Here is a 20168-nt window from a genome sequence, read left to right on the forward strand (position 1 = left end):
CATGCCCGGACGGTCTGCCGGATTCCCTGTTTCCTGCCGTGCGAACGGGGTCGCGGTTACGCGCCCCCGAACGGAAGGGAACGGGTTGAGGAAACGTCGGGCATTCGGACACGAATCGACCGGGTTGTGGTCGTAGTGTGTCGCCAATGATCCCCATCGGCATGAGCACCACCTGCGTCTTCCCGTATGGCCTCGAGCGCTCCTTCGCGATGGCCAAGCAGGCGGGCTTCGATGGGATCGAGGTCATGGTGATGACCAATCGGGGCACGCAGACAGCGTCGACCCTGCTCACCCTCTCGGCGAAGTACGAGCTGCCGATCCTGTCGATCCACGCTCCGGGTCTGTTCGTCACCCAGTTCGTCTGGGGTCGCGATCCGCAGAACAAGCTCGACCGGTCCGCCGCCCTCGCGGCCGAGGTCGGAGCGAAGACGGTCGTCGTGCATCCGCCGTACGTCTGGCAGCGCGCCTACGCGCCCACCTTCCTCCGCTCCGTGCGCGAGACGGCGACGCGGCACGGCGTCGAGATCGCGGTCGAGAACATGTTCCCCTGGCGGGTGGCGGGCGGCAGCTTCGGCGTGTACAACCCGGGCATCGATCCGATCGCGATGGACGTCGATGCCATGACGCTCGACTTCTCGCACGCCGCGATGGCCGGCCGCGACGGACTCGAGATGGCGATGAAGGCGGGCGATCGACTCCGCCACATCCACCTCTGCGACAGCGTCGCCTCCTCCCCCGAGGGCACCGGGGCCGACAAGCACATGGTCCCAGGTCGCGGAGGGCAGCCCGTGGCGGAGACCCTGCAGATGCTGGCGGACACCGGCTGGACCGGCCAGCTCGTCGCCGAGATCCACACCCACACCGCACGCACATTCGAGAAGCGGATGGCGATGCTGCGGGAGACCGTGGAGTTCGCCCGCGCACACACCGTTCCCGCGAAGGCGCCCGAGGATGCGGCGCGCGATTCGGTCAGCGACCCGGATCCGAGTGGGGTCACTGAGGGCTCGCGAGGCTGAAGGACTGACCGGACCGCGGCGGGAGAACTCAGGTCCATCGGGAGAATTCAGGTGCTCCAACGCCTTGGGGACCTGAGAACTCCCGTTCGGCCGGTGACCTCCCGCCGGAGCCGCACTCTGCTCTCCTGAATTCAGGCGGATGTGACGTTCTCAGGCCTCCCTACCGGATGCCTCCTGCAAACGTCATCACGTCCTGAATTCAGGGCCGGCCACCCGAAGGGCGGCCCGACGGCACCACCTACGCCGTGGCCACGATCCCCAGCGCACGCGCGCTCCGGCGGCGCGACACCACGACGACCACCAGCAGTGCGCTGAAGAGGCCCCACAGGATCAGGCCGGTGCAGGCGGCGAACACCGCGGAGGCATCCGCTCCGGTGACGATCGCCTGCATGCCGTTCACCGCCGAGGTGACGGGCAGCAGCGGACTGATCGTCTGGAAGGGCTTCGACAGTAGCTCGATTGGATAGAGGCCACCGGTCGCGGTCAGCTGGAGCGCGAGCAGCACGAGCGAGACGATGAGTCCCCAGCGGCCGAAGGCGACGCTGAGCAGGGCGTGGATCGCCGAGAAGACGACGGCGATCAGCAGGGCGAACGGCAGCGTTGCGCCGATCGAGCCCCACGGGACGCCGATGACGGCGTGCAGGAGCAGGACGAGCAGCACCGCCTGTCCGGCCGCGAGCACTGCGGCGCGGGCGAGGGTGCGGAGGGCGATCCGTCCGCTGCTCGCGGTCGATGCGAGCACTCGGCGGCTGAGCGCGCCGAACGCCAGGAACACGGCGAGCGCGCCGATCCAGAGCCCGGCCGGCACGAGAAGGGTCGACACGATCTGCGGGATCTCGCTCACCTCGTTGCTGCGGACCGCGGTCAGGGTGATCGGCGACGAGGCGACATCGGCCGCCTGCGTCTTCTGCTCATCGGTGTAGGTCGGGATCTGCGCCGCGCCGTCCGAGAGGCCCGATGCGAGGGTGGTCGCACCCGCCGCGAGCGAGTCCGCCCCCGATGCCGACTGGCCGGCGCCGCTCGCCAGCTGGCCGATGCCGTCGGTGATCCGCTGCGCGCCCGAGACGAGCGGCGCCGATCCGTCGGACAGCTGTTCGGCGCCGTCGGCGAGCTGATCGGCGCCATCCGCGATGCCCCCGATGGCCGACTGGACCGACGCGGCTCCCTGGGCGCCCGCGACGAGCGAGGACCCGCCCGCCGCAAGCTGGTCGAGGCCTGCAGAGATGGCGGGCAGGCTCGCGACGACCTGGGCATCCGTGAGCTGGCCGGCCTGGTATGCGGCGAGCAGCTGGGCGAGACCCTGGGCCGACTGACTGACTCCACCCGTGTACTGGCTGACGCCGGCAGGGAGCTGTTGGAGGCCGCTGGACGAGCTGCTCAGCTGATCGAGGCCCGAGCTCAGCTCGCCTATGCCCGAGCTCAGCTGATCGACTCCGTCGGTGTAGTCCGAAAGGCCGTCCGTGAAGGTCTGCGCTCCGGTGGCCGCCGCAGCGGCGCCGGACTGCAGGGTTCCGAGCCCCGCGCCGAGCGCCGTCGCGCCATCTGCGAGCTGTGTCGCCCCGCCGGACGCATCCGTGAGGGCGGAGCCGAGCGTGGCGGTTCCTCCGAGCAGGCCGGAGATGTACTGCTGGGAGATCTGGTCGCCGAAGATGGCGGCCAGCCCGTCGCCGACCGCGTCGGTCAGCGGACCCGTCACATATCCGTGCGCGTCATCCGTCTCGAGCGTCAGCTGCGCACGCACCGGATCGTCGCTGGAGAGCGAGGTGATCGACTTCGAGAAGGTGGACGGGATCGTCAGCACGGCGTAGACGTCGCCGGACTTCAGCTTGGCGGCCGCGTCGTCTGCGCTGGAGATCTGCCAGTCGAAGGTCGACGCTGCGGGATCGTCGGAGTCGGTGCCGGTCAGCGCGGTCACCAGCAGCCGCCCGGCGAGCACCTGGGTCTCGGTGCCGTCGGCGGCGGTCTGGGTGATCAGCTCGTCGCTGTTCACGATGGCTGCAGGGATGCGCGAGTCGTCCTGCCCGACGGCGGCGAGCGCGCCGGCGAAGAGGCCCACCACGATCAGCGGGACAGCGATGAGCGCGACGAGGGCGAGCGGCCGACGGCGCTTGGGCGCTGCGAGGACGGACGGCGATGTCGCCACCACCGCGGTCGTGGAGCTGGACGAGCGTGGGGTGAGGCTCACGAGAGCACCGCCTTTCGGCTGAGGCGGACGGGGAGGGCTGGTCTGCCCGAGCGGAGGGAGATCGGCACGTTCAATCCGGTGCCGATGAGGAGGGTCGTCTGAGACGGGGCGATCGTGTCGATGAGGCGCAGCACGCGGGAGAGCTGCTCCCCCTCCGCGTCGACCAGGTCGAGGGCGAGCACGGATGCGCCGCCGGCCATTCCCAGCGCGACGGCGACGCCTGCTCGCGCCTCGAGCGGCAGCAGGGAGAAAAGCTCCCTCTCGTCGATGGGAGGGCAGTTCTCCCCCGCGAGGGCACGGTTGACCCGGTCGACGTAGTGGCCGACCGCGCCGCGACGGCCGCCCAGCCGGTACCAGGGCGAGGCGAATTCGATCTGCTCGCGCAGCAGCTCGCCGACAGTCATCTCCTCGGCGAGATGGGGCTCGACCTCGAGGAGGGCGACGCGTCGGCTCACCGCACCGGCCTCGGTGGGCAGCGCGTAGCCGAGCACCTGGGCGTGGCCGCCGATCGGATGCTGGCGGCCGGCCAGGGTGGCGAGCAGCGATCGGCGCTCGGGGATCTCGCCGACCAGCAGCGCCATGGCGCCGCTGATCAGGGTGATGTCCACCGGCGACAGCGAGGCCTGGGTCTGCAGGCCCTCCGTGGAGAGCACCATGCCGCTCTGGCCGCTGGCCCATTCGGCGCCGTCGCGGTGCTCGGTGAGGCTCTCGCCCTCGATGTCGACGTTCGGCAGGATCCGCTCCAGCCACTTCGGCAGGTACCAGGCCGCGGGTCCGGCGAGCGCCATCAGCGCGGGGATCAGGGTCATCCGCACGAGGAACGCGTCGACGACGACGCCGACGGCCAGGCCGAGCGCGATCGGCTTGAGCAGAGCGATGCCCTCCGGCACGAAGGAGAAGAAGACGAAGAACATGATCAGCGCAGCCGCGGTGACCACGCGGGCCGCGTGGGTGAAGCCCTGGGTGACCGCGGATCGCGCGTCGCGGGTGTGCACGTACACCTCGCGCATGCCGCTGACGAGGAACACCTGGTAGTCCATCGCGAGGCCGAAGACGATGGCGATCAGCAGGATCGGCATGAAGCTGAGGATCGGACCGGGGGTCGCGCCGAACAGGCTCGCACCGTAGCCGTCCTGGAAGACGAGCACGACGGCGCCGAACGCCGCGACGACCGACAGAACGAATCCGAGCGCCGCGGTGATGGGAACGAACAGCGATCGGAACACCATCATCAGGAGGATCACCGAGAGCCCGACGACGATCGCGGCGAACGGCACGAGCGCGCCGCCGAGAGTGGAGGAGATGTCTGCGGCCACCGCGGTGGCGCCGGTCACCTGGATCGGGGTGCCGTACTGGTCGGCGATGCTCGGGGCGAGGGCGCGGATCCGCTCGACCAAGGCGGTCGTCGACGGATCGGACGGACCCTCCTCGGGGATGACCTGGATGATGGCGGTGTCGACCGTCTCGTTGGGCACGCCGGGTCCGACCGCTGCGACATCGTCGAGGTCTTCGAGCTCAGCCGCGATCGCGTCGAGGTCGTCGAAGATGTCGGTCGTCTGGGTGATGTCCACCAGCACCACCAGCGGACCGTTGCGGCCCGCGCCGAACTCGTCGGCGACGATGTCGTAGGCCTTGCGCTGGGTGGTCGAGGTGGGCTCGCCGCCGTTGTCGGGCAGGGCCAGCTGCAGGCTGAGAGCCGGAACGATGAAGGCGCCGAGGAGGCCGATCACCAGCACGATCGGGATGAGCGGGATGCGGGTGACGAGCCGGACCCAGCGGGCACCCATCGTGGGCCGGAAGTTCTTCTCCTCCGGTGTGCCTTCGGCGAGCACGGCGAGCGCACGGCGGTGCGCGCGGGACCCGGTCTTCGGCGTGAGCCGGCCCTTGGCCAGGCCGAGCAGGGCGGGCAGCAGGGTGATGGCGGCGAGCACGGCGAGCGCCACCGCCACCGCTGCGCTCACGCCCATCACCGCGAGGAACGGGATGCCGACGATGAGCAGGCCGAGCAGCGCGATGATCACCGTGACGCCCGCGAAGACGACCGCACTGCCTGCCGTGGCGACCGCCGTCCCCGCGGATTCCCGCGGATCCGAGCCGGTCGCGAGCTGGTTCCGGTGCCTCGAGATGATGAACAGCGAATAGTCGATGCCGACCGCCAGGCCGACCATGAGGCCGAGCAGCGGGGTCGCGCTCGAGACCGGAGCGAAGGCCGCTGCGGCCAGCACGCCGAGGCTGGAGATGCCGACGGCGAGCAGGGCGACGGCGAGCGGCATGCCGGCGGCGAGGAACGACCCGAAGGTGAACACGAGCACGATGCCGGCGAAGATCACGCCGAGGCCTTCGATCGGCGAGACGCCGACGGCGGTGTCCTGCAGCACGGATCCGGCGAATTCCACCTGCATGCCCGCGTCGCGGCCGATCAAGGCGGTCGCCTCGATCGCGGCGATCGTCTCGTCCGAGACGTCGTCCTGCTGATCCGTGAGCGTGACCTGGCCGATCCCGACTCGTCCGTCCTCCGAGATGGCGTCCGTCGCGTACTCGGAGAACGGATCGGTGGCGGCGGCGACCCCGTCCACCTCGGTGACGGCGGCGATCGTGTCGGTGATCGCGGTCGTGTACGGCTCGTCCTGGACCGAGTCGCCCTCCGGAGCCTGGAAGACGATCTGGATGCTCGCGCCCGCGGTCTGCGGGAAGACCTGCTCGAGCCGGTCGAGCGCCTCCTGCGACTCGGTGCGGGGGATCGAGAAGGCGTTCTTGAGCGTTCCGCCGAGCCCGAGCGCAGCCCCGCCGATCGCGGCGAGCAGCAGCACCCAGGCGACGATCACGCGCCAGGGGCGCGCGTACGTCCAGAGTCCGAGTCGGTACAGGACGGTGGCCACGGCTGCTCCCGGTGCTATTGGGCGGTGCTATTTGGGCGGTGCTATCGGTGCTGTGCTGGATCAGGAGGGTGGATCACGCGGTCGCGGCGGAACTCACAGGGAGGTCCGCCAGCAGCGTCGTGATCGTGTCGACGAGAGCTGCCCTGGTCTCATCGAGGTCATCGAGCGGCTCGCTCGACCATTGGGCGGCCGCGACCAGGACGTACGCCGCGCCGCCGAGGGCGACACCGAACCGGATCCGGTCACGGACCGTGGGGATGTGGTCGGTGACGGCGTCGCCGAGCCGCTGGATGAGCGCGTTCGCACGCTGGATGGCGGGGATGTCGGCCAGCGACTGGCCCTGGTTGATGAAGACGTGCACCTCGAGGCGGTGGCTGAGCAGCAGGTCGACGAAGCGCTGGACGAACTCGTCGTCCATCGCGCCGCGGCCGGTGCGGGTGAACCCCTCGATGACTTCGGCCAGCCGGTCGACGGCCGGTTCGACGGCGGCCGCGAGGAGCGCCTCCTTGGAGCTGTAGTGGTACAGGACGCTGGACTTCGACAGTCCCGCCTCCTCCGCGATCGCGTTGAGGGAGGCGCCCGCGAACCCGATGCGGGCGAAGTGCTGCAGAGCGATGCGCCGCAGTTCCTCCGCCGATGTGTTCACCACGCAGAGCACCCTACCTGTCCGATCGGTCAGATTCCTGACCGTTCGGTCAAATGTGTACGTTCCGGCCCCATGTGCTCGAAATTCCGCGCACCTGATGCCGGTTTCGTGCACATGGTCAGCGCGCGAGGCCCTTGCGGATCAGCACTCAGTGCACGAGCAGTCCGAGGGTCGCCGCGGCGACGATCACCGGCGCCGCCACCAGCCCGAGCAGCATGTAGCGGCCCCAGCCGAACGAGACGCCCATGCTGACCAGCGACCGGTGCCAGAGCAGCGTCGCGAGAGACGCCCACGGCGTGATGAGCGGTCCGCAGTTGACGCCGATCAGCAGCGCGGCGAGCCGGAGCGGATCATCGGATGCGGCCTGCTCGAGCACCAGATACGCCGGCAGGTTGTCGATCGCGTTGGCGCCGAGAGCTCCCGTGGCGGCCAGCCGGAACAGGTCGATCGGATCCGTCCCGGTGCCGGCGACGACGGAGGTGACCGCGGTCATGCCGAGCTGATGGGCCATGTCGACGACGACGAACAGTCCGGAGGCGAAGAGCACCAGCCCGGCCGGAATCAGGTTCGGATGCAGGGCTCGAGGCCGTCGCCAGACGAACAGGCCGATCATCAGGATCGCGCCGATGAGGGCGGGGATCCACACCTCGATGCCGCTGACCAGCGCGGGAACCAGGGCGACCACGATGCCGCTCGCGCCGAGGAACAGCACCTGATCGGCGACCGGTTCGCTCGGTTCAGGCGTGTACTTCCGGCGCAGGTCGCGGAAGAAGACGATCCCGAGCACGAGCAGCGTCGCGGCGACCGAGAGCAGGAAGGGAAGGGCGAGCAGCGAGACGAACTCGCTTGCGCCCCCGATGTGCGTGGCGGCCAGCAGGTTGCTGAGGTTGGAGACCGGCAGCAGCAGAGACGCCGTGTTGGCGAGCCACACGGTGGTGAGGGCGAACGGCAGGGCGGGCAGGCCGACGTGCCGGGCGAGGATGATCACGATCGGGGTGAGCAGCACGGCGGTGGTGTCCAGCGAGAGGAACACCGTGCTGACGACGGCGATGGCCGCGACGAGGCCCCACAGCGCGACGGCACGGCCTCTGCCCCATGTGGCCGCCCGCTCGGCGAGCCAGCGGAAGACCTCCGCCTTCGCTGCGAGCTCGGCCACGACCGTGATGCAGACGACGAAGACGAGCACCGGCAGCACGCGCTCCGCCACGGGCGCGAGCGAGTCGAGCGAGCCGGTGCGCAGCACCGAGGCCCCGGTGCCGACGATGAGGAGAACGAGTCCGATCACCGCCATCTGCACGGGCTGAAACTACTGCACTCCGCGAGCCGCACGCGCCACGGCGCGGAGTCGAGCGCCATCCGATACTGCAGCCGCTCAGAATCCGCCTCTGGTCAGGAGGTAGGTTGATCCCCAGGAGGCCCCATCATGCGCAAGTACATCCTCAACGGCAGCATCATCAGCGCCATCGTCAGCTCGTGGTCGACCGTCCGGACGGGCGCCCAGGGCCAGCGCGACTGGCGCTTCTACCTCAGTGTCGCCGCGTCGATCCTCACGCTGGTCGTCGCATTCGGCACCGTGCACATCGAGTCGCAGGAGAAGCAGGACTGACCGAACGGGTCAGGCGGTCCGCCGTCTGATCAGGTCAGCTGTTGTCGCCGCGGGGCATCCGCTGGCGGCCGGTCTCGCGCTGCAGCTGCGCTGCGTCCACGGTGCTGATCGGACCGGTGAACTGCGTGCCGCGAGCGGCGTCGGCGGCGTCCTCGCCGGAGAACAGCGAGCGATCGCCACTGCTCCCCGACACCGCCGTGCGCGCCGGTCGCCGCGCGGGAGCCTCGGCCTCCACTAGCTGCACGCGCTGGCGCGGGATGGACTGCGGGCTGGAGTCGTGCAGCCAGGCGACGAGCTCCTCCCGGAGGTAGCAGCGCAGGTCGAAGAGGGTCGGCGCGTCGACCGCGGTGACGAGGATCCGCACCCGCACGTAGCCGCCGACGGCGTCCGTGACCTGCAGCACCGCCACCCGCTTGTCCCACAGCTCGGTGCGATCGAGCACGCGGTGCATCTCGTCCCGCATCTCGGCCGGGGTGACGCGCCAGTCGAGATCGAACTCCACGGATCCGAGCAGCTCGGAGTTGCGTCTCGTCCAGTTCTCGAACGGCTTCGAGGTGAAGTAGGTCGAGGGAAGCACCATCCGACGGTCGTCCCAGATGTGCAGCACCACGTAGGTGAGGGTGATCTCCTCGATCCGCCCCCACTGCTCTTCGGCGATGACGACATCGTCGACCCGGATCGCATCCGAGAAGGCGAGCTGCATGCCGGCGAACACGTTCGCGAGCGTGGACTGGGCGGCGAGGCCGGCGACGATGGAGACGACGCCGGCGGAGGCGAGAACGCTGGCGCCTGCAGCCTGGGCTCCGGGGAAGGTGAGCAGGATCGCGCCGGCCGCCAGCACGACGGTGGCCACGATCGCGAGTCGGCGCAGGATGAGCACCTGGGTGCGGATGCGGCGGGCGACGCGATTGTCGGGACCGTCGACCCGATAGCGCGCGAGCGCGAGGTCGAGCAGGAACAGCAGCACCGCGCAGATCAGCCACGCGGCCGAGGCGATGGTCGCGATGAGGAAGAGGCGCGCCACGATCGGCATCTCGGCATCGACGGTGGGAAGCGACGCTTCGACGGCCGCCCAGCTGCCGATGATGAGCGCGAGGATGCGGAACGGAATCCGCATCCGCTTGATCGAGCCGGCGGGCATGCCGCGGCGGTCGCCGACCCAGCGGACGGCGGCGCCGACGACGCCAGTGACGATCACGGCGAGCACGATGGCGATGGCCAAGGCGAGGGCGGTGCGGGCGAACGGGTTGTCGACGAGGTCGGCGAGAAGCGTTTCGGGGCTCACAAGAACTCCAGGGGATATCGGCGGTCGGTGGAGCAGACGGCGTCGTCCGAAGGAGCATCCAGTCTTACACCGATGTCATCCTCGTGCTCTGGACGAGCATCGAATTGCCACATTCGGCTCGCAAAGTACCTGGATAGCAGCCATATGCGGCAATTCGAGGCTGTTGTCGGCGCTGCGGGCGGATTCAGGCGAGGAAGCCGCGGAGCAGGGAGGCGGAGCCGGCGAGGTGCTCGGCCATCGCCGTCGCGGCGGCATCCGGATCGCCCCGGAGGATCGCCTGCACGATCCGCTCGTGCTGCTCGTTGGAGTGCTGCAGGTTGCGCTCCAGCAGCGGGATCTCGTCGAGCAGCGCGTTGACCCGCGAGCGGCTCTCGACCAGCAGCGGGAGCAGCGAGGGGATCCCGGAGAGCTCCCCGAGCGTCAGATGCAGGCGGGAGTCGATGCGCCGATAGTCGGTGACACCGGACGCGGCAGTCTCGAGCAGTCGGCTCCAGAGCGTCTCGCGCTCGATCGCGCTCAGTGCGCGCCCGGCCGCGGCGCGCACGGCGCCGAGTTCGAGGATCTCGCGCAGGTCGAGGACGTCGTCGATCTCGGCTCGACTCCGGTCCCGGCGGTCAGCGATTCCGGCGGCGTCCGCCACCGAGGCGCTGGCGATCTCTGCCTCGTCCCGCACGAAGGTGCCGCCGTAGCGCCCGCGCCGGGCGACGAGATATCCCGCATCCGCGAGGGAGCGGATGGCATCCCTCACCGTGTCCCGGCTGACGGACAGCCGCGCGGCCAGCTCACGCTCCGGCGGCAGCGACTCCCCCGGGGCGATCACCCCGAGCCGCACCGCCTGCAGCAGCCGCTCGACCGTGTCCTCGAATGCGTTGCCCGACCGCACGGGCCGGAACAGCGCGTCGTCGACACCCAGTCCGGAATCGGCGCCTCGTGAGTCGGGAGCTGGCATCGATCAGACCGGTGTGACGTAGGCCGAGCTGATGCCGCCGTCGACGAGGAAGGTCGAGCCGGTCATGAAGGAGGAGTCGTCGGAGGCCAGGAACGCGACGGCGGCGGCCAGCTCCTCGGGCTCGGCGAATCTGCCGACCGGGATGTGCACCAGGCGGCGCTGGGCGCGCTCGGGATCCTTGGCGAACAGCTCCTGCAGCAGCGGCGTGTTCACGGGGCCGGGGCAGAGCGCGTTGACCCGGATGCCCTGACGGGCGAACTGCACGCCGAGCTCGCGGGTCATCGCGAGCACGCCGCCCTTGGACGCGGTGTAGGAGATCTGGCTGGTCGCCGATCCGAGCACCGCCACGAACGAGGCGGTGTTGATGATCGATCCGCGCTGCTGCGGCACCATGTAGCGCAGCGCCGCGCGGGAGCAGAGGTAGACGGACTTGAGGTTGACGTCCTGCACCTTCTGCCAGGCGGGCAGCTCGGTGGTCTCGATCGAGTCGTCGTCGGCGGGCGAGATGCCGGCGTTGTTGAAGGCGATGTCCACCGAGCCGTAGGTGTCGTTCGCGGTGGCGAAGAGGGCGTCGACCTGGTCCTCTTCGGCGACGTTCACCTGGACGAACAGCCCACCGACCTCCTCGGCCGCGGCCTGGCCGGCGGTGGGATCGAGGTCGCCGATGACCACCTTCGCGCCCTCGGCGGCGAAGCGTCGGGCGGTGGCGAGGCCGATGCCGCTCGCGCCGCCGGTGATCACGGCGACCCGGCCGGCGAGGCGCTGGGTGAGGTCGAGGGGTGCGATGGCCATGGGGCCCTTTCGAGGTGCGGGTGGAGATCGAGCGGTCAGGCGGTGCGTGCGGTGCGGACGAGGGCAGGGAGGAAGGCGCGTTGAAGGAGGGCTCAGGAGGCGAAGAAGACGTTCTTGGTCTCGGTGAAGGCGAGGGGCGCATCGGGTCCGAGCTCGCGCCCGAGGCCCGACTGCTTGAACCCGCCGAACGGCGTCGTGTAGCGGACGGACGAGTGCGAGTTCACGGACAGGTTGCCGGACTGCACGGCTCGGGACATCCGGATGCCGCGGCGCATGTCGTTGGTGAAGATCGAGCCCGAGAGGCCGTGTTCGGTCGAGTTGGCGATCCGGATGGCGTCGGCCTCGTCGTCGAACGGCACGACCGAGACCACGGGGCCGAAGATCTCCTCGGTCAGCACGCGGGCGGTCGGCGATGTCGGCAGCAGCACGGTCGGTGCGAACCAGAAGCCAGCTCCCGTCGGCGCGGAGCCGCGGAACGCGATCTCGGATTCCGCGAGCTCGCCGCCCTCGAGGAACGACGCCACTCGATCCCGGTGCGCGGCTGAGACCAGCGGCCCCATCTGCGTGGCCTCATCCAGCGGATCGCCGACGCTGAAGGCGGCGACGGCAGGCTCCAGCAGCTCGAGGAAGCGATCGAGCACGCCGCGCTCCACGAGGATCCGGCTGCGCGCGCAGCAGTCCTGGCCTGCGTTGTCGAACACGGCACCGGGAGCCGACGACGCGGCGAGCTCGAGATCCGAGTCGGCGAAGACGATGTTGGCGCTCTTGCCGCCGAGCTCGAGGGTGACCCGCTTGACCTGGGCCGCGCAGCCGGCCATCACCCGCTTGCCCACAGCCGTCGAGCCGGTGAAGACGACCTTGCGGACGTCGGGGTGCGTGACGAACCGCTCGCCCACGACGTCGCCGCGGCCGGGCAGCACGGTGAACAGGCCGTCGGGCAACCCCGACTCGAGAGCCAGCTCGCCGAGCCGGACGGCGGTGAGCGGCGTCCATTCCGCCGGCTTGAGCAGCACCGCGTTGCCTGCGGCGAGCGCGGGAGCGAAGCCCCATGCCGCGATGGTCATCGGGAAGTTCCAGGGCACGATGATGCCGACGACGCCGAGCGGCTCGTGGAAGGTGACGTCCATCCCGCCGGCGACCGGGATCTGCTGGCCGATCAGGCGCTCCGGCGATGCGGCGTAGTAGGTCAGGACGTCGCGGACATGGCCGGCCTCCCAGCGCGCCTGCCCGATGGGATGGCCGGAGTTGCGCACCTCGAGCTGTGCGAGCTCGTCGACATGCGAGTCGACGGCGGCGGCGAATCGACGCAGCGCGAGTGCCCGGTCCGCGGGCGCGAGGGCCGCCCAGCCGCGCTGAGCGGCGACCGCGCGCGCGACCGCCTCATCCGTCTGCTCGATCGAGTTCAGCTCGATGGTGCGGATCACGGTCTCGTCCGCGGGGTTGATCAGGTCGAGCGAGGCAGAGCCGTCCGCGATCAGGAGGCTCATGAGGCGGCCGCCACGAGGCCGCGGAAGATGCGCCGATCCGCCGCATCCTGCTCGGGATGCCACTGGAGTCCGAGGCCGAACCTCGCGCCGTGCAGCTCCAGCGCCTCGACGACACCGTCGTCGCTGCGGGCGGAGACGGTGAGGCCGTCCGCCACCCGGTCGACGGCCTGATGGTGGTAGCTCGGCACGGTGAGCCGATCCCCGACGGAGCCGAGCAGGCGGTCGAGGAAGCTGTCCGGATCCACATCGACGTCCACGAGGCCGTAGCGGCCGGGCTCCGGCGCGTACTTCTCGGTCTCGACGATGTCAGGGAGGTGCTGGTGCAGGGTTCCTCCGAGGGTGACGTTGAGCAGCTGCGCGCCCCGGCAGATGGCGAGGAAGGGCAGATCGCGGTCGATGGCGCCGGTGAGCAGCGCCTGCTCCCACGCGTCGCGGTCGTGCCGGGGGTCCTGCGTACGCGGGTCGCGCTCATGGCCGTAGAGGGCGGGGTCGACGTCCACTCCCCCGGCGATGACCAGCCCGTCGAGCGCGTCGAGCACGCGGGCGACCGCCGCGTCGGACGGGGGCTGCGGCGGGAGCAGGACGGGCACGCCACCGGCCTCGGTGACCGCGATCAGGTACACCTCGGGCACGAACGCCGACCGCCGCTCCCAGACACCCTGTTGAACCTGCTCGAGGTAGGTCGTGACTCCGATCAGCGGAGGACGAGTCGAAGGATTCTCAGTGCTCATGCCCTCAGTCGACACCTTCCCGATGGACGCCCGCTCAGAAGCGCTCGAAGCCACGGACGCGCTCCCAGTCGGTGACGGCGGACTCGAACGCGGCCAGCTCGACGCGGGCGTTGTTGAGGTAGTGCTCGACGACCTCGTCGCCGAACGCGGACCGGGCGATGTCCGAGCCGCCGAACAGCGCGGCCGCGTCGCGGAGGTTCGACGGCACCCGTGGCTTGTCGCTCTCGTAGGCGTTGCCCTCGAGCAGCGGCTCGAGCTCGAGCTCGTTCTCGATGCCGTGCAGGCCGGCGGCGATCATCGCCGCCACCGCCAGGTACTGGTTGACGTCGCCCCCGGGGACCCGGTTCTCGAAGCGCAGGGACTGACCGCGGCCGACGACACGGAGGGAGCACGTGCGGTTGTCGAGGCCCCACGCCACCGCCGTGGGCGCGAAGCTGCCGTCGGCATAGCGCTTGTAGGAGTTGATGTTGGGGGCGAAGAAGAGCGACAGCTCGCGCATCGCGGCCAGCTGTCCGGCGAGGAAGTGCTCCATCAGCTTCGAGAAGCCGTAGGTGCGGCTGGGATCCGACATCACCGGGTCGCCATCGACGCTGCGCACGCTGAGGTGGATGTGGCACGAGTTGCCCTCGCGCTCGTTGAACTTGGCCATGAAGGTCAGGGCCTTGCCGTGGCGGTCCGCGATCTCCTTCGCGCCGTTCTTGTAGATCGAGTGGTTGTCGCAGGTGCTCAACGCATGCGCGTATCGGAATGCGATCTCCTGCTGACCGAAGTTGCACTCGCCCTTGACGCCCTCGCAGTACATCCCGGCACCGTCCATCGAGTTGCGGATGTCGCGCAGCAGCGGCTCCATCCGGGTCGAGGCGAGCAGCGCGTAGTCGATGTTGTAGTCGCTGGCGGGCGTCAATCCGCGGTAGCCCTTGGACCATGCGTCGCGGTAGGTGTCGTCGAAGACGATGAACTCGAGCTCGGTGCCGACGAACGGCACGAGTCCCTTCTCGGCGAGCCGGGCGATCTGCGCCTGCAGGATCTGCCGCGGGGACTGCACGACCGGAGCGCCATCGAGCCATCGGAGGTCGGCGGTCACGATGGCGGTGCCGGGCAGCCATGGGGCGCTGCGCAGAGTGTCGAGGTCGGGGATGAGCGCCATGTCGCCGTATCCGCGCTCCCACGAGGACATCGAGTAGCCGGCGACGGTGTTCATCTCGACATCCACCGCGAGCAGGTAGTTGCACGCCTCGGCGCCGTGGCCGGCGACCTCGTCCCGGAACAGGCGGGCGGCCACCCGCTTGCCGACGAGCCGGCCCTGCATGTCGGTGAAGGCCACGATGACCGTGTCGATCGACCCCTCGTCGATCTGCCGGTACAGCTCGTCGAGCGAGAGGTTGCCGGTGCCGAGGGACTGCGATGCGGCGGGAGCTGCGGGCGACGACGACATCGGTCCTCCTGGGATGGCGGGCACGCGAGGGCCCGATCGCCGACCATTGAACCACAGCCGGAACCCGGGATCCGGGTCGGGAATTTACAAGCCTTTAACACCCAATGGTGGACCCCAGGTACCAATAGCGGCCATGCTCTCGATTGTCCGCGCCGATCTCGCGTCGCCGAACTTCAGGAGCCCTCCGCATGACCAAGACCTCGCCGTCCGGCAGCACGACCGGAGGATCCTCGGGAGCCACCTACACAGCAGCGGAGGCGGGCTACTTCGAGAAGCGGACCCTCAAGCGCACCGCAGGGTTCTGGGGCCTCATGGGCATCGGCATCGCGGCCGTCATCTCGGGCGACTTCTCCGGATGGAACCCTGGTCTCGGCCAGGCCGGCTGGGGTGGCCTGTTCATCGCGACCCTGATCATCATCGTCATGTACTTCGGCATGCTCTTCTCCATCGGCGAGATGTCGGCCGCCATGCCGCACACCGGCGGCGCATACTCGTTCGCTCGCGCAGCGCTCGGACCGTGGGGCGGCTTCGTCACGGGCCTCGCGGAGACCATCGAGTACGTCGTCACGACGGCCGTCGTCGTCCTCTTCTCGGCCTACTACCTCGACGCGATCACGCTGTCCCTGATCAACTTCACGCTCGCACCTGCCGACGGCCCGAACCTTATGTGGATCTGGTGGGTCGTCCTCTACGCCGTATTCGTCGGGCTGAACTCCCTGGGGGCGCAGGCGTCCTTCCGCTTCGCGCTGATCGTGGCGATCATCTCCGCCGCCGTCCTGGTGGTCTTCGCGGTCCTGGCGATCGCGAACGGAGCGGTCGACTTCGGTCGCCTCCTCAACATCGAACCCGAGGCGGGCAACAGCCAGTTCCTGCCCTTCGGGTTCGCCGGCATCCTGTTCGCGCTGCCATTCGCGACCTGGTTCTTCCTCGGCATCGAGGAGCTGCCGCTCGCGGCCGAGGAAGCGCACAACCCGCAGAAGGACATCCCGAAAGCCGGCATCTGGGGCATCATCACGCTGGCATTCTTCGCGCTGCTCGTGCTGTTCCTGAACCCGGCGGTCACGGGATCGGCGGAGATCGCCGCATCGGGCGAGCCGCTGCTCGACGGCTTCCGGGCCTTCCTGCCCGAGGATGTCGCCGCGGTCCTGTCGCTGTTCGCACTCATCGGACTGCTGGCCTCGCTGCAGGGCATCATGTTCGCCGCAGGGCGCAACATGTACTCGCTCTCGCGGGCCGGCTACTACCCGAAGTTCCTGTCGCTGACGGGTCGCAAGCACCAGACCCCGTGGGTCGCGCTGATCGCGGGAGCGGTCATCGGCTTCATCGTGCTGCTCCTGGTCCAGGCGATCGCCTCGACCTCCGATTCGGCGTCCGCCGCGGCGAACGGCATCATCCTGTTCATCGCGGTCTTCGGAGCGGTGATCTCGTACTGCTCGCAGATGCTGTCGTTCGTGGTGCTGCGGCGCAGGTTCCCGAATGCCGTCCGCCCGTACAAGAGCCCCGTCGGCATTCCCGGAGCGGTCGTCGCGGGAGTCATCGCCTTCATCACGCTGCTCGGCATCGTGTTCGTTGAGGACTTCCGTCCCGCCATCATCACGGGGCTGATCGTCTTCGCCGCCGGCATCATCGTCTTCGCCGTCTACGGCCGGCACCGCCTGGTGCTCTCCCCTGAAGAGGAGTACGCGCTGAGCGGCGGCCTGCACCGCGACCCGGCCGTCGAGGACTACGACCACCCGGCCCCACCCCAGCCCTGACCCGAATGTGTACGTTCCGGCGCTATGTGCTCGATATTTCGAGCACATAGCGCCGGTTTCGTGCACACTGCTGCCGGAAGAATCGTGTCGTGGCAGCGATTCCCCTGCGTGACCGATACCTCGCCTGCATCGAGTGCTGCAACGCCCATCGCTTCGATGACCTCACCGAATTCCTGGCGCCGACCATGCGAACCGCTGCAGGCGACATCGTGCCGGGCGAGCACATCGCCCGACTCGATCGACTGCACGCCTCCTTCGCCGGCATCCACTGGCGTCCGCTCGACGTGGTCACCGAGGGTGTCACCGTCGCCGCCCGGTTACTGGTCAGCGCCCGGCACACCGGCGCGTACGCGGGCATCGCGCCGAGCGGACGGGAATCCAGCTGGGCCGAGGGCGCCTTCTCCACCTGGAGTGACGGTCGGATGACGAGCTGCTTCAGCCTTGGTGAGGATCTGCGCACGATGCTGAATTAGGAGCATCCGTTCGCGGGTTGGGGTAGCCGACGCCATGTGCACGAAACCGGCGCTGCGTGCACGAAATAACGTGCACATGGAGCCGGAACGTACACACAGTCGGCGGAGAGCATCATTGGCGCTATGCCGCTGCCTATCGAGGACTACGCCATGATCGGCGACTGCCACACCGCCGCCCTCGTCGGGCGGGACGGCAGCATCGACTGGCTCTGCCTGCCCCGCTTCGACTCCGCCTCCACCTTCGGCGCGCTGCTCGGCGACGAGGAGCACGGGCGCTGGCTGCTGGCTCCGGACGACGAGCGCGCGACGGCCGTCCGCCGCTTTCGAGGCTCGACCCTCATCCTCGAGACGGAATGGACCACGCCCACCGGAACGGTCCTGGTGACCGACTTCATGCCGATCGGCAACCGCCGCGGGGACATCATCCGCCGGGTCGCCGGCATCCAGGGCACCGTCACCATGCGCCAGGACGTGCGCATCCGCTTCGACTACGCCCGCGCCATCCCCTGGATCCGGCAGGTCGGCAGCGGCCACACCCACGCCATCGTCGCCGTCGCCGGACCGGACGCCGTCATCCTGCGCGGCCCGCACCTGCATCCCGCCGATCACTCCCATCAGGGCGAGTTCACCGTCCTCGCGGACGACGTCGTCGACATCTCGATGACCTGGTACCCGTCGCATCGCGAGTGGCCCGACCCGACGGATGTGGACCGTGCGCTCGAGCGCACCGCCGGATGGTGGAGCGACTGGGCGGGCACGCTGTCGCACGACGGGCCGCACCGCGAGGAGGTCCTCCGCTCCCTCATGCTGCTGCGCGCGCTCACCCACGAGGACACAGGAGGCATCGTCGCCGCCGCGACGACGAGCCTGCCCGAGCAGGCGGGCGGACTGCGCAACTGGGACTACCGCTACGTATGGCTCCGCGACGCATCGCTCGCGCTCACCGTGCTGCTGTCGCACGGCTCGACCGACGAGGCGATGCGCTGGAGCGGCTGGCTGCTGCGGGCCATCGCCGGCGACCCGAGCGACGTGCAGATCATGTACGGCATCGCGGGGGAACGGGACCTCGCCGAGCGCGAGCTGTCCAGCCTGCCCGGCTACCTCGGCGCGTCCCCGGTGCGGATCGGCAACGGGGCCTTCAGCCAGTTCCAGGCCGACGTCATCGGCGAGGTGATGATCGCCCTGCACGCCGCACGCGAGGCGGGCGTCGCCGAGACCGAGTACTCCTGGGCGCTGCAGCGCGCCCTCCTCAGTTTCACCGTCAGCCACGTCGACGAGAAGGACAACGGCATCTGGGAGATGCGCGGTGATCCGCAGTACTTCGTGCACTCACGAGCCATGGTGTGGGCGGCGTTCGACCGCGGCGTCAAGGCCGTGGAGGACTTCGGGCTCGATGGTGACAGCGACCTCTGGCGCCGGATGCGCGACAGGATCGGCGCGGAGATCGAGGCCGACGGCTTCGACGCGGATCGCGGCAGCTACGTCCAGCACTACGGGTCGACCCACGTCGACGCGTCTCTGCTGCAGCTCGCGCAGATCGGCTACGTCGGCTGGGCCGACCCCCGCATGCTCGGCACGGTGGCCGCGATCGAGGCGGATCTCATGCCCGACGGGCTCGTGCTCCGCTACCTCAGCGAGACGGGAGTGGACGGCCTGCCCGGTGGGGAGAACCCGTTCCTCGCCTGCTCGTTCTGGCTCGTGGAGCAGTACGCGAATTCCGGGCGCCACGCCGATGCCCAGGCGCTGATGGATCGCCTGCTGGGCTTCGTCAACGATGTCGGTCTGCTGTCGGAGGAGTACGACGTCGCCGGCCGGCGTCAGATGGGCAACACCCCCCAGGCGCTGTCGCATCTCACGCTCGTGCGGGCGGCCGATGCACTGGCCCACGCTTCTCAGCCTGCGAACGACTGACGCAGGATCGCCGCGACGAGGTGGCCGACTCGCGGACCGTTCCTCCAGACAGCGGGGCTACCGTGACGGCAGCCGACACCGACGCGAGGAGCATTCCATGACCGCAGACCACCACGACCCCCTCGGCGGAGCGCACCCCACGGGGCCGGACGCGAACCTCGAGGACGAGTACCAGATTGTCAGCCCGGGAAGCACAGCGACGGACTCCCCCACCGCGTCGAAGGCGCAGCCCACCCCGCCCGATGGTGATGACCGCGAGGACGCCGTGGACTCCCCTACGGACGCCGCCACGGAGTAGTCCCACCCTCATCGGTGGCGCCGCAAGCGAACGATCGGCCACCGGTGTCTGACGTGCAGGCGAACACCGAGTGAGAGGTAGCTGGGAACACGCCGAGCCCCCAGCTGGGGGCGCGTAGGTTGGGAAATCCCAGCCCGGCACGTGTCGCGGGCCCCTCAGCAGAAAGGCAGGGTTCCCATGCCCCAAGTCATCGAGACAGTAGACGTCGACGTTCCCGTCAGCACCTCGTACAACCAGTGGACGCAGTTCGAGAGCTTCCCCAAGTTCCTCAGCTTCGTCGAGGAGATCACCCAGACCGACGACACGCACAACCACTGGAAGGTGAAGATCGGCGGAGTCGAGCGCGAGTTCGACGCCGAGATCACCGAGCAGCACCCGGATGAGCGCGTCGCCTGGAACAGCATCAGCGGCAAGGACAAGCACGCGGGCGTCGTCACGTTCCACAAGCTGAGCGACAGCACGTCGCGCGTCACCGTGCAGATCGACTGGGAGGCCGAAGGCCTCGTCGAGAAGGCTGGCGCACTCCTCGGTGTGGACGACCGCGCGATCAAGAAGGACCTCGAGCACTTCAAGGAGTTCATCGAGTCGCAGGGCTCCGAGACGGGCGCATGGCGCGGAAACGTCGAGAACTGACGCCTCACCTGTAGCCCCGCATCGAGATGCCACTTTCCGTCCCTATCCGAACGTCACAAGGACGAAAAGTGGCATCTCGATCTTGAGA

General features: G+C 69.2%; 17 protein-coding genes. 7 read left to right on the forward strand and 10 right to left on the reverse strand.

Annotated features, from left to right (window positions below; translation table 11 throughout):
- Positions 1-146: 146 nt before the first annotated feature.
- On the forward strand, positions 147-1016 hold the full coding sequence (locus E6C64_RS07250) for a sugar phosphate isomerase/epimerase family protein (RefSeq protein WP_136426957.1): 870 nt from the start codon (positions 147-149) through the stop codon (positions 1014-1016).
- A 238-nt stretch (positions 1017-1254) separates the two neighbouring features.
- Here E6C64_RS07250 and E6C64_RS07255 read toward each other — a convergent pair whose 3' ends face one another.
- The 4 genes from E6C64_RS07255 to E6C64_RS07270 form a co-directional block, all read right to left on the reverse strand.
- On the reverse strand, positions 1255-3201 hold the full coding sequence (locus E6C64_RS07255) for a YhgE/Pip family protein (protein WP_158437771.1): 1947 nt from the start codon (positions 3199-3201) through the stop codon (positions 1255-1257).
- Entirely contained in the window at positions 3198-6080 is a 2883-nt protein-coding gene (locus E6C64_RS07260) for an MMPL family transporter (RefSeq protein ID WP_136426959.1), read from the reverse strand. Before E6C64_RS07260 ends, E6C64_RS07255 begins: the two co-directional genes overlap by 4 nt.
- Before the next feature lie 73 nt (positions 6081-6153).
- On the reverse strand, positions 6154-6729 hold the full coding sequence (locus E6C64_RS07265) for a TetR/AcrR family transcriptional regulator (protein WP_233255515.1): 576 nt from the start codon (positions 6727-6729) through the stop codon (positions 6154-6156).
- A 145-nt stretch (positions 6730-6874) separates the two neighbouring features.
- Complete coding sequence (locus E6C64_RS07270; RefSeq protein WP_332908220.1) at positions 6875-8017, reverse strand: ArsB/NhaD family transporter; 1143 nt, start codon at positions 8015-8017, stop codon at positions 6875-6877.
- Between the two features lie 132 nt (positions 8018-8149).
- On the opposite strand from E6C64_RS07270, the gene E6C64_RS07275 reads away from it, so the two are divergent.
- Positions 8150-8332, forward strand: a complete 183-nt coding sequence (locus E6C64_RS07275) for a hypothetical protein (RefSeq protein WP_136426962.1) — start codon at positions 8150-8152, stop codon at positions 8330-8332.
- A gap of 34 nt (positions 8333-8366) precedes the next feature.
- Here E6C64_RS07275 and E6C64_RS07280 read toward each other — a convergent pair whose 3' ends face one another.
- From E6C64_RS07280 to E6C64_RS07305, 6 genes are all read right to left on the reverse strand, one after another.
- Complete coding sequence (locus E6C64_RS07280) at positions 8367-9617, reverse strand: mechanosensitive ion channel family protein (protein ID WP_233255516.1); 1251 nt, start codon at positions 9615-9617, stop codon at positions 8367-8369.
- A gap of 184 nt (positions 9618-9801) precedes the next feature.
- Complete coding sequence (locus E6C64_RS07285; protein WP_136426963.1) at positions 9802-10566, reverse strand: FadR/GntR family transcriptional regulator; 765 nt, start codon at positions 10564-10566, stop codon at positions 9802-9804.
- Between the two features lie 3 nt (positions 10567-10569).
- Positions 10570-11358 carry a 3-oxoacyl-ACP reductase gene (locus E6C64_RS07290; RefSeq protein ID WP_136426964.1) on the reverse strand — a complete coding sequence of 263 codons (789 nt, stop codon included), beginning with the start codon at positions 11356-11358 and terminating at the stop codon, positions 10570-10572.
- Positions 11359-11450: 92 nt separating this feature from the next.
- Positions 11451-12845 (reverse strand): aldehyde dehydrogenase family protein, encoded by a 1395-nt coding sequence (locus tag E6C64_RS07295; protein WP_136426965.1) that lies wholly within the window; start codon positions 12843-12845, stop codon positions 11451-11453.
- Positions 12842-13576, reverse strand: coding sequence for a gamma-glutamyl-gamma-aminobutyrate hydrolase family protein (locus E6C64_RS07300; RefSeq protein WP_136426966.1), 735 nt, complete (start codon positions 13574-13576; stop codon positions 12842-12844). The genes E6C64_RS07295 and E6C64_RS07300 overlap by 4 nt, the downstream gene beginning before the upstream one ends.
- Positions 13577-13610: 34 nt before the next feature.
- Entirely contained in the window at positions 13611-15011 is a 1401-nt protein-coding gene (locus E6C64_RS07305) for a glutamine synthetase family protein (RefSeq protein ID WP_136426967.1), read from the reverse strand.
- 188 nt (positions 15012-15199) lie between these two features.
- On the opposite strand from E6C64_RS07305, the gene E6C64_RS07310 reads away from it, so the two are divergent.
- The 5 genes from E6C64_RS07310 (at position 15200) to E6C64_RS07330 (ending at position 20080) form a co-directional block, all read left to right on the forward strand.
- The gene (locus E6C64_RS07310) at positions 15200-16765 is read left to right on the forward strand and encodes an amino acid permease (RefSeq protein WP_136426968.1); all 1566 of its coding nucleotides are present in this window, start codon (positions 15200-15202) and stop codon (positions 16763-16765) included.
- An 89-nt stretch (positions 16766-16854) separates the two neighbouring features.
- Complete coding sequence (locus tag E6C64_RS07315; protein WP_136426969.1) at positions 16855-17238, forward strand: ester cyclase; 384 nt, start codon at positions 16855-16857, stop codon at positions 17236-17238.
- Between the two features lie 123 nt (positions 17239-17361).
- Positions 17362-19149, forward strand: a complete 1788-nt coding sequence (locus E6C64_RS07320) for a glycoside hydrolase family 15 protein (protein ID WP_136426970.1) — start codon at positions 17362-17364, stop codon at positions 19147-19149.
- Positions 19150-19246: 97 nt separating this feature from the next.
- The gene (locus tag E6C64_RS07325) at positions 19247-19447 is read left to right on the forward strand and encodes a hypothetical protein (protein WP_136426971.1); all 201 of its coding nucleotides are present in this window, start codon (positions 19247-19249) and stop codon (positions 19445-19447) included.
- Between the two features lie 177 nt (positions 19448-19624).
- Positions 19625-20080 carry an SRPBCC family protein gene (locus E6C64_RS07330; RefSeq protein ID WP_136426972.1) on the forward strand — a complete coding sequence of 152 codons (456 nt, stop codon included), beginning with the start codon at positions 19625-19627 and terminating at the stop codon, positions 20078-20080.
- Positions 20081-20168: the final 88 nt, after the last annotated feature.

The organism is Naasia lichenicola, from assembly GCF_004801885.1.
Taxonomy (GTDB): Bacteria; Actinomycetota; Actinomycetes; order Actinomycetales; family Microbacteriaceae; genus Naasia; species Naasia lichenicola.

Excerpts from the sequence above, each read along its gene's own strand:
- E6C64_RS07250 (WP_136426957.1), top strand. The coding sequence starts at position 147 with ATGATCCCCATCGGCATGAGCACCACCTGCGTCTTCCCGTATGGCCTC.
- E6C64_RS07270 (WP_332908220.1), bottom strand. The coding sequence starts at position 8,017 with ATGGCGGTGATCGGACTCGTTCTCCTCATCGTCGGCACCGGGGCCTCG.
- E6C64_RS07275 (WP_136426962.1), top strand. The coding sequence starts at position 8,150 with ATGCGCAAGTACATCCTCAACGGCAGCATCATCAGCGCCATCGTCAGC.
- E6C64_RS07285 (WP_136426963.1), bottom strand. The coding sequence starts at position 10,566 with ATGCCAGCTCCCGACTCACGAGGCGCCGATTCCGGACTGGGTGTCGAC.
- E6C64_RS07290 (WP_136426964.1), bottom strand. The coding sequence starts at position 11,358 with ATGGCCATCGCACCCCTCGACCTCACCCAGCGCCTCGCCGGCCGGGTC.
- E6C64_RS07295 (WP_136426965.1), bottom strand. The coding sequence starts at position 12,845 with ATGAGCCTCCTGATCGCGGACGGCTCTGCCTCGCTCGACCTGATCAAC.
- E6C64_RS07300 (WP_136426966.1), bottom strand. The coding sequence starts at position 13,576 with ATGAGCACTGAGAATCCTTCGACTCGTCCTCCGCTGATCGGAGTCACG.
- E6C64_RS07305 (WP_136426967.1), bottom strand. The coding sequence starts at position 15,011 with ATGTCGTCGTCGCCCGCAGCTCCCGCCGCATCGCAGTCCCTCGGCACC.
- E6C64_RS07310 (WP_136426968.1), top strand. The coding sequence starts at position 15,200 with ATGACCAAGACCTCGCCGTCCGGCAGCACGACCGGAGGATCCTCGGGA.
- E6C64_RS07320 (WP_136426970.1), top strand. The coding sequence starts at position 17,362 with ATGCCGCTGCCTATCGAGGACTACGCCATGATCGGCGACTGCCACACC.
- E6C64_RS07325 (WP_136426971.1), top strand. The coding sequence starts at position 19,247 with ATGACCGCAGACCACCACGACCCCCTCGGCGGAGCGCACCCCACGGGG.
- E6C64_RS07330 (WP_136426972.1), top strand. The coding sequence starts at position 19,625 with ATGCCCCAAGTCATCGAGACAGTAGACGTCGACGTTCCCGTCAGCACC.